At 70.0% G+C, this 8,844-nt stretch carries 8 protein-coding genes; 4 read left to right on the top strand and 4 right to left on the bottom strand.

All coding sequences use genetic code 11. The features are described from left to right. Positions 1–35: 35 nt before the first annotated feature. The 3 genes from ACFWBT_RS39200 to ACFWBT_RS39190 all read right to left on the bottom strand — a co-directional run bounded on the left by ACFWBT_RS39200 (position 36) and on the right by ACFWBT_RS39190 (position 5,139). Positions 36–1,775: a subtype B tannase gene (locus ACFWBT_RS39200; protein ID WP_385708518.1), complete on the bottom strand. Its 1,740-nt coding sequence runs from the start codon at positions 1,773–1,775 to the stop codon at positions 36–38. A gap of 241 nt (positions 1,776–2,016) precedes the next feature. Then, positions 2,017–3,501, bottom strand: a complete 1,485-nt coding sequence (locus ACFWBT_RS39195; protein ID WP_385708515.1) for a tannase/feruloyl esterase family alpha/beta hydrolase — start codon at positions 3,499–3,501, stop codon at positions 2,017–2,019. A 162-nt stretch (positions 3,502–3,663) separates the two neighbouring features. Further along, positions 3,664–5,139 (bottom strand): PHB depolymerase family esterase, encoded by a 1,476-nt coding sequence (locus ACFWBT_RS39190; protein ID WP_385708512.1) that lies wholly within the window; start codon positions 5,137–5,139, stop codon positions 3,664–3,666. Between the two features lie 590 nt (positions 5,140–5,729). On the opposite strand from ACFWBT_RS39190, the gene ACFWBT_RS39185 reads away from it, so the two are divergent. Further along, on the top strand, positions 5,730–6,194 hold the full coding sequence (locus ACFWBT_RS39185; protein ID WP_385708509.1) for a hypothetical protein: 465 nt from the start codon (positions 5,730–5,732) through the stop codon (positions 6,192–6,194). On the opposite strand, the gene ACFWBT_RS39180 is transcribed toward ACFWBT_RS39185, so the two are convergent. Beyond that, positions 6,137–6,691: an ATP-binding protein gene (locus ACFWBT_RS39180; protein WP_385708506.1), complete on the bottom strand. Its 555-nt coding sequence runs from the start codon at positions 6,689–6,691 to the stop codon at positions 6,137–6,139. The two genes, ACFWBT_RS39185 and ACFWBT_RS39180, sit on opposite strands and share 58 nt — an antisense overlap. 196 nt (positions 6,692–6,887) lie before the next feature. Here ACFWBT_RS39180 and ACFWBT_RS39175 point away from each other — a divergent pair, with 196 nt between their 5' ends. From ACFWBT_RS39175 to ACFWBT_RS39165, 3 genes are all read left to right on the top strand, one after another. After that, complete coding sequence (locus ACFWBT_RS39175; RefSeq protein WP_385708503.1) at positions 6,888–7,718, top strand: helix-turn-helix domain-containing protein; 831 nt, start codon at positions 6,888–6,890, stop codon at positions 7,716–7,718. After that, positions 7,715–7,930: a DUF397 domain-containing protein gene (locus ACFWBT_RS39170; protein ID WP_385708500.1), complete on the top strand. Its 216-nt coding sequence runs from the start codon at positions 7,715–7,717 to the stop codon at positions 7,928–7,930. The genes ACFWBT_RS39175 and ACFWBT_RS39170 overlap by 4 nt, the downstream gene beginning before the upstream one ends. A gap of 136 nt (positions 7,931–8,066) precedes the next feature. Beyond that, complete coding sequence (locus ACFWBT_RS39165) at positions 8,067–8,408, top strand: hypothetical protein (RefSeq protein ID WP_385708497.1); 342 nt, start codon at positions 8,067–8,069, stop codon at positions 8,406–8,408. Positions 8,409–8,844 lie beyond the last annotated feature (436 nt).

The following is an 8,844-nucleotide window of genomic DNA, read 5'->3' as shown; positions in this document are numbered from 1 at the left end:
CCGGCTCCGTGCGTCGGACCGCTGCCGCGGGCGGCCTATCCGTGGCGGCCGGGGGCGAGCGGGGTGCCGGCCTTGCTGACGACGTCGGCGATCCAGGCCATGGCCTCGGGCACGTCGTAGTTGCCGGCGTGCGGCCGGTTCCAGGCGAGCTGGTAGTCGACGTTCTTGACCTGCTTGTCCGCTTCGAGCGCGCGGTCGAGGTTGAGCGAGATGATGAACGAGGTGTCCCGGTCGCGGGTGCCGTTGCGGACGTACCAGTTCGGCGCGGTGTCGGCGCCGGTGCCGACGAAGTCCATCGGGTTGATCAGGTGGACCTGGTCGTCGACGGTGGTGCTCCTCTTGGCGGTGTACTCGTCCCAGGTCAGCCCGGTGTCGTCGGTGCCGCTTCCGTCGCCGGAGACATTGTTGTGATTCCAGCTGTACTCGGTGTAGTTCAGGTACTTCTGGGTCGACGGGCCGAAGAGGTTGGTCTCGGTGCCGCTGGTGGTGTTGCCGTTGACGCCGACCGCGTCGAAGGCGGGTGTCGTCTTGAGCGTGGCCTGGGTGGCGACGAAGGCGAGGTACTTCGCCATGTCGACGGAGAGCACCTTGCCGGTGGTGTTGTCGGCGTCGATCCAGTCGTTGACGTACGACTTGGTGGTGGGCGGGGCTCCGGGGCCACCGGACTGGATCTCGAAGGTGCCGCCCAGAGGCGGGATCGTGTTGGCGGGATCCGCCTTCATGTAGGTCTCCGCGGAGCGGATGACCTCCTTCTTGATGGTGTCGAGCATGTTCGCGGCGGTGAGCCGGGAGCCGTCGGGGTTGCGCAGCCCGAGGCTCTTCTCGTACGCGGGGAACCGGGCCGCGATGGCGGCGGCGTCCGTCGGCGAGGGGTTCTCTTTGGTGGTGTCACGGGTGGCGAGGATGTTGTACAGCCACTCATAGGCGGTGTCGGCGTTGCCGAGGTCGGTGATCGGGCAGTACGCGTTGACGGCGAAGACGTCATCGCGCAGGGTGCTGCGGCCCTTCGCGTCGATGCCTGCGGCGCCGATCGCGGCAAGGTAGGAGGTGTATTCGGCGCTGTTGCCGGACGCGCCCAGGATCGAGGACAGCGCGCCTCCGCCGCTGGTGCCGTTCACGACGATCCGCTCGGCGCTGCCGGGCATCGTCGCGTCGTTGAGGCGCAGATAGCGGACGGCGGCCTTGGCGTCGACCACCGCGGCAGGGGCTTTGCCCGGAGACGTGCCGTCGGCGCCGATCAGTCCGCGGCTGCGGTTGGCGACGTCGGCGAAGACGTAGCCGGCCTTCAGCGCGGCGCCGACGTTGCTCGTCGCGCTGTTGTAGGAGGTGCCGTCGGTCACGCTCGCCTTGATGTAACTGGCCATCCAGCCGCTGTTGTTCACCGCGAAGTAGACCGGCGCCTGCTGGTCGCCGAAGGCGCTTTCGGGGACGAACACGTTCATGCTCTCGTAGCCGCAGGCGGTGTTGGGGATCGTGGTGCTGCCGCCGCCGGGACCGCCGGGCTGCTGCGCCGCCGCGGCGACCGGGTTCGCGACGTAGCAGATCTCCTTGTACCAGCGCACGTTCATCGGCCGGCCGTCGACCGAGACGGTGATCGTCGTGTAGGCGGTGGAGTCGAAGGCCAGGGCGGCGTCCTGTGGGTCTGCGGCATAGGCGCTTCCCCGCGAGTGGGCCGTCCCGGTGCCGGCCGCCGCGAAGGTGGCCGGCACCGGGGCGGCGGTGAGCGCGAGGGAGCCCGTGATCGCCATGACTCGCAGGAAGTCTCTACGGATCACAGGGTGTCCTTCGCGCCTGCCCGTCGCTCGGGTCAGTGCATCGCGTCCGAGGGACGCGGAGAGCCGCTGCATGGGGTCTCCCGTCGTTGAGCACCAAAGTGCTCCGCCGATGCCTTGGGTCCAAGGCGTGACGGACGCTACAAGATTGTTAACAATATACCTAGCGATCTATCAGACAATTTTGCTGACACTTAACACTCCTGTGGGCGTCCGGACGGGGTGCGCGGCACGCGCTGAGCGCCTACGGCCGAGGAGCCTCTTCGGAGTCGCGCGTCCGGTCCAGCGGACAGCTGGTCAGCAGCGTCGCCCGGTCCGCTCCGACCGGGCGCGGGACGGTGTGGCCCGCGGGAGGACGGCCCTCGCCGGCCAGCCATCGTTCGAGCGCCGTGAAGGCGGAGCGGTGGCAGGGGACCATCGGGCGGAGCTTGTCGGGGAAGGCGTCGACGAGTGAGTCGGTGTGCGTCCCGTCCTCGATGCGGTAGTAGCGCAGCAGCCCGCCCCGCCCGGCCTCACGCACCATGCGGGCGTAGACGTCGGAGTCCTGACTGATGGGCAGCAGCACGTCGAGTGTGCCCTGGAGGGTGATGAGCGGCTTGCCGATGCGTCCGGTCAGCGCGATGCGGTCGACGCCGCGGTGGACCGCTCCCGGCCGGGCGGCGTAGTCGTAGTCGGCGTCGCACCCGGGGGTGCCGGAGGCGCAGTACGGGGTTCCCGCCTCGGTCGCACCGTCGTAACCGGGGTCCACTTCCTCGCGGTAGATACGCTGGGTCAGGTCCCAGTACACCTGGTGGTGATACGGCCACAGGAACTCCGAGCCGGCCGGGTACCCCGCGGCGTGCAGGGCCTCCTGCGCCTGTTCGGCACCGGCGCCCCCGGCCGCGTACACGGGGTACTCGCGCAGCGCGGGCGGCAGGAAGGTGAACAGGTTGGGGCCGTCGGAGCGCCAGAGCGTGCCCTCCCAGTCGACTCCTCCGTCGAACAGTTCGGGATGGTTCTCCAGCTGCCAGCGGACGAGGTAGCCGCCGTTGGAGAGGCCGGTGGCGATGGTGCGGTCCGGGAGCCGGTGGTAACGCTGTCTGACGACGGAACGGGCGGCCCGGGTGAGCTCGGTGAGGCGCGTGTTCCACTCGGCGATGGCGTCGCCGGGCCGGCGGCCGTCGCGGTAGAACGCGAGGCCGGTGTTGCCCTTGTCGGTGGCGGCGTAGGCGTAACCGCGGGAGAGCACCCAGTCGGAGATCGCGCGGTCGTTGGCGTACTGCTCGCGGTTGCCCGGTGTTCCGGCGACGACCAGTCCGCCGTTCCAGTGGTCGGGAAGGCGTAGGACGAACTGCGCGTCGTGGTTCCAGCCGTGGTTGGTGTCGGTGGTGGACGTGTCGGGGAAGTAGCCGTCGATCTGGATGCCGGGCACTCCGCTGGGCGTGGGCAGGTCCTTGGGGGTGAGGCCCGCGTAGTCGGCCGCGTCGGTGTGGCCCGAGGCCACGGTCCCGGCGGTGGTCAGCTCGTCCAGGCAGTCGGCCTGCTGGAACTCCGCGCCCGGTACCCGCAGCGGCAGATGACGTGCGGCGCAGGGCCCGCCCGCCGCCCCGGCGTCGACGACGGCGGGCGCCGCCGCGGCCGGCGCGGGCACGGTCGAACAGGCGGCGGCGAGGGACAGTGCTCCGAGAGCGACGCGCCATCTGGGCCTCCTTCCGCGGAGTGGGGCGACAGTTGTACGGGGTGAGGGCATCCGGTGCCTCCGGGTCGCGTGGTGAGGGTGGACGCACCGGAGGCTAGGGGCGCGGTGACTGCTCGGGACATGTGTCGGCCCACCATGGTGGCGGCCCCGATAGGGTCGTCGGCCACCATGGCGGGCCTGGTCACCTCGCCGGACCGGAGAGGCGAGCCCCGGTCAGGGGCAGCCGCCGTCGGCGACGGTGTAGTAGCCGGTGGGGGCCTCCCTCAGGGTGTGCGTGACGAAGGTGTTGTACAGACCCATGTTCTGGCCGGAGCCTCTGGCGTAGGTGTAGCCGCCGCTCGTGGTGGCCCGTCCCGCCTGGACGTGGCTGTAGTTGCTGCCCGTCCAGCAGGCGGCGGTGCCGCCGGTGGTGGTCGCGGTGATCGTCCCCGAGCCGGATCCCGCCGTGCCGCTGGCGTCCCGGGCGGCTACCGCGTACGTGTGCGAGGTGCCCGCCCGCAGCCCGGTGTCCGTGTACGACGTGCCGCTCGGCGTTCCGACCGGTGTGCCGTCGCGGCGCACGACGTAGTCCGTGGCGCCGCTGACGGCGTTCCAGCTGAGGCTGATGCTCGTGTCGGTGGCTCCGGTCGCCGCCAGCCCGGTCGGCGCTGGCAAGGAGCCCGTTCCGGTCCCGGCGCCGTCGAGGCCGAAGAACTCGGCGATCCAGTGGCTGGAGCAGATCGAACTCAGGAAGTACGGGGCGCCCGTGCTGCCGCACCGCTCGGCGCCGGTGCCCGGGTCGACCGGGGTGCCGTGACCGATGCCGGGAACCCGGTCGACCTCGACGGCGACCGTGCCGTCCGCGGCCAGGTACTCGTCGTGCCGGGTGGAGTCGGGCCCGATGGTGGTGGTGCGGGTGGGGGTCTGGGACAGCCCGTGCAACGCCGTCCACTGGTCGCGCAGTTCACCGGCATTGAGCGGTGCCACCGTCGTGTCCTGATCGCCGTACCAGATGGCCGTGCGCGGCCACGGGCCGGTGTACGACGGGTACGCGGCGCGCACCCGCTGGGCCCACTCGCCCGGGCTGAGGTCGACCCCGGGGTTCATGCACACGTAAGGGCTGTCGTCCTTCGTGCAGTTGTAGGGCAGCCCCGCGACGACGGCGCCCGCGGAGAAGACGTCGGGGTAGGTGGCGAGCATGACCGCGGTCATGGCGCCGCCCGCGGACAGGCCGGTGACGTAGACGCGCCGGGAGTCCGCTCCGTAGGTGGAGACGGCGGTGCCCACCATCTGTCTGATGGAGAGGGCTTCCCCCTGATCGCGCCGGTTGTCGCTCGACTGGAACCAGTTGAAGCACTTGTTGAGGTTGTTCGAGGAGGTGGTCTCCGCGAGCACGAGCAGGAACTTGTCCCGGTCGGCGAGTTGGGGCAGCCCGGAGTTGTCCGCGTACGTCTGGGAGCTCTGGGTGCACCCGTGCAGCGCGACGACCACGGGCGGGTTCGCGGGCAGCGACGCCGGCCGGTACACGTACATGGTCAACCCGCCCGGATTGGAGCCGAAGTTGCCGACGCGGGTGAGTGCGACGGCGGCGTGGGCGGGCGCGGGACCGGTCAGCGCGGCGCCCAGGACGAGCGCGACGACGGTGAGGAGACGGGACAGGGCGCGGCCCCACCGACTCCAGTGACGTCCTTGGGCTGAGGGGAGTGGCATCGGCGGCTCCTTCGTCGAATGCCCGGTGCTCTTGCGGCCCTCGGCGCAGCACTGAGCGCCGGGCACACCGAGGCGTTGCGGAACCTTAGAAGCGGGCGCGCGGCGCCGACATGGCACCGGGCACCACAGCCGGCCTCGCACCAGTCCCCATCACACGGATTGCGCGCGTGCCGGTGGATCTGTTAGGGGCTCGTGACGCCCCCAGCCGTCGTCGTCGGCGAGGAGGAGCGGGCCTCGTGGCGCCCGCGCGGACCTGGGGAGGCCCTGGGGCCCGCGTGCCGGGAACCGGACATTCCGGGATCAAGAAATCGCCAAAGAGGAACGCGCTGCTCGAGAAGGATCTCTTGGTACGCGGGTCGGCCCTGACCAGGCTGCCCGTAACCACAGGGGGGTTTGATGCACTTCGCGCACCACGGACACGTCGTCGCGGCCACAGCCGCAGCGTCCCTCGCGCTCGTCGGAATACAGGCCGGCGCCCATCCGGCTTCCGCTACCGAGCAGTCCAGGGCGAGTTCCGACACCACAACCTGGCGGTGCTTGCCGAGAGCTACCTGCAACCGCGGGCCGATCAGCTGAACAAGGAGCGCGCTGTGGATCTTCGACAGCTCTTGGCCGTACCGGCGGTGCTGGCCGCGCTGACCGTCGGCACCGGCTGCTCGACCCAGGACGACCAGGCCGAACCCTCCCGCTCGGCGTCCCCCGGCGGAGCACGTCACGCCGTTGAGGCATATGTGGACGCTCTCAACTCTCGCAGCGCCACCGGTCTGATCGAGGTCGGCGGCGTCAAGGACGAGGGCTGGTCTCGGAAGGAGGCCGCACGGATCCTCGCGGACCGGGGCGGGAAGGATTGGAAGATCAAGGATGTCCGGATCGACTACGACATGGGTCCCGACACCGGCTCCGCCAAACTTCTGGCCGAGGGCAAGGCCGGCGGGTCCCTGCGCGACACCTTCACCGTGACACGGGAGAAGGGTGTGCGGCATCTGGCCTTCTTCACTCACCAGCCCGGCATGAACGGCAAAGAGTCCTCCTCGACCGAAGAACCCAGCTCCTGACCCCACAGAAGCAGCCTCCCCGCGCCGTGATCAGGCGCGCCCACCGGCGCGGGGAGGCCCACCTCCGCCCACACCGTCTTGCCCGGCGCGGCCGGACGCGGCGTCACACCCCAGTCGTCGGCGAGCGCGGCCACGAGAAGGAGGCCTCGCCCGGATTCCCCCTCCGGGTACGGCACTTCCGGAGCGGGGAGCCTCTCGGCCCGCGTGTCGGTGACTTCGACCCGTAGGACACGGTCGGTCCCGGCCAGGCGGAGGTGGAAGTCGCGGCCCGGCACATGGCCGTGCCGGACGGCGTTCGCGGCGAGCTCCGCCGTGATCAGCGTGACGGTCTCGTTGACCGGTGACGTGTACGGGTGGCCCCACTCGTTCAGGCGGTGCGAGATGAGGCGACGGGCGAGTCGTGCGCCGCGCGGGGTCGATGTGAACCGCATCGCGAACTCACGTGCGACCAGCGTGCGTTGCGGCATATGCCCGTGTGGGGGAATTCCCTGCTCCATGGGGAGAACGGTCGCGGCCCGTGCGTAGCTTTGAACAGGCGTGACGCGCCGACCGCTGCCGGTTGTACGTGCCGGGTGCGCGCTTGTACGCGGGGCGAGGCGTGCCCGCCCTCCCGTGCGGCGCGTTGGTCGCGGGAGCGGTCGTGGTGGCGTTTGCGAGGTGTTCCGGTGGCGGTACGAACGGGAGGTGCCGGGCGTGGAGGAGCGGCGGGCGGAGGGGGAGTACGAGTCCGGGGCGGGCATCCTGCACGTGTTCGGGCGGCAACTGAAGCTGTGCCGTGAGCGGGCGGGGCTCGACCGGGCCGAACTGGGGGCGCGGACAGGGTACTCGGCGTCGACGATCGCCTCCTTCGAGCAGGGGAGGCGGATTCCACCGCCCAGGTTCATCGACCGGGCCGATGAAGTACTGGACACGGGCGGGGTGTTGGGGGCGGGCAAGGAAGAGGTGGCTCGGGCCCAGTATCCAGCCTTCTTTCGGGATGCGGCGGCATTGGAGGCGCATGCGGTCGAGCTGCATGTGTACGCGACCCAGGCTGCACCAGGGTTGTTGCAGACGGAGGAGTACGCGCGGGCGGTCTTTGCCATGTGGCGGCCGTTACTGGAAGACGGGGTCATCCAGCAGCGAGTGGCCGCACGGCTGGCGAGGCAGGAGATCTTCGTCAGGCGTCCGGCACCTCACTTGAGCTTCGTGATCGAGGAGGCCGTGCTTCATCGCCCCCTGGGTGGGGAGGGAGTCTGGCGTGGGCAGTTGGAGCATTTCCTCCTGACGGGAGAGCGACGGAACGTCGAGATCCAAGTGATGCCGCTGTCTCGCGTGGAACACGCAGGACTGGCCGGCCCGTTCACCTTGATGGAGACGGTGGATGGGCGGAGGATCGCCTATACGGAAGTCCAAGGTGACAGCCGCGTCCATACGGAGCGTGGGAAGGTCCGGGAGGTTGAGGCTGCGTACGGGAGTCTCCGCGCGCAGGCCCTCACACCGGCTGAATCGCTCTCTTTGATCGAGAAGTTGTTGGGGGAGAGATGAGCAGCGGGGCAGCGGCCAGGCCGGAGAGCGACGGCCCGGCCTGGATCAAAAGCAGCTACAGCGCGGGCAACGGCGGCGAGTGCGTCGAGGTCGCAACCTGCCTGGACACCACGCACGTGCGGGACTCGAAACACACGGCGGGCCCCATAGTGAGCCTCGGCCAGGCCGCCTGGACCGAGTTTCTCGGCTTTGCGGCCCGGCACGCCGGCTGAGGCGAAGCACGACCCTCGCGAGCGCCCCGCGGCCGGCGACGATCGGTCCCGGGGCGCGCAAGGGTGACGCGCAAGGGCTAGGCACGGAAGGGCGAGGCACGGAAGGGCGAGGCACGGAAGGGTGATTGACCCCCCTGTGGAGAAACAGACGCCGGCCGAGCAGGCCTTGAGTCGTTCATACGTCACCCCGGACGGACTCCGTTTCGACGTCACCGAGTTGTCGGTCGAGCAGCGCCCGAGCCACGGCGTGACCTTGACGTACCGGATGACCGTGAGCCGCCAAGGACACCCGGACGAGCGCTGGTTGGTCGCCCTGCCCTGGGACGACAGGTCCTGGGTGGATGTACTCACCTCGCCCGCACCCCCTCCCGACCGAGTGCGGCAGCTCGTGCGTCTCGTCCATGCCCATCTGGACGAATGGTGGGACACGAAGGAGCACAACCGGCGGTCGGCGAAGCTGGGCCGGCGGCTCGCCTGACCGCCCCTCGCCGAACCCGTCCCGGGCAAGCGGACAGGCGGTCGAGCGGACAGTCCTTGGCGGCCTGCAGCACCTTGGCGACGTCCAGGTAACCCCACAGCATGCCGAGCGCCGCGCCGAAGCCACCCCGCCGGACGATTGAAACCGTTCAATCGCCGAGACGACGTGAACCAGCCAGATCCCCCTGGTGACACGGATCAGCAGCCCGGAACCGCGGAAAATCCCGCACACACATTGACCCTCACCTCCCACACCCCTACGTTCACCGCTGTGAATCGATTCACAACTCCTAGGTGAGGGGCCGCAATTGATCAGCAGGAGGAACATCCTGGCGGGCGCGGCGGGCGCCGTCGCCGTGACGGCCACGGGAGCGGTAGCCGGAGCGGCCGTGGCCCCGCCCGCGTCCCCCCCGACCGCGCCGCGCGGGGGAGCCCCC

This window comes from Streptomyces sp. NPDC060027 (genome assembly GCF_042737005.1).
GTDB lineage: Bacteria > Actinomycetota > Actinomycetes > Streptomycetales > Streptomycetaceae > Streptomyces.
Note: the sequence above shows the minus strand (reverse complement) of the source record. Positions and strands in the feature narration are given on the sequence as shown.

Coding starts and splice junctions, on each gene's coding strand:
- ACFWBT_RS39195 (WP_385708515.1), bottom strand. CDS start 3,501: ATGCCCTCACCCCGTACAACTGTCGCCCCACTCCGCGGAAGGAGGCCC.
- ACFWBT_RS39190 (WP_385708512.1), bottom strand. CDS start 5,139: ATGCCACTCCCCTCAGCCCAAGGACGTCACTGGAGTCGGTGGGGCCGC.
- ACFWBT_RS39180 (WP_385708506.1), bottom strand. CDS start 6,691: ATGGAGCAGGGAATTCCCCCACACGGGCATATGCCGCAACGCACGCTG.
- ACFWBT_RS39170 (WP_385708500.1), top strand. CDS start 7,715: ATGAGCAGCGGGGCAGCGGCCAGGCCGGAGAGCGACGGCCCGGCCTGG.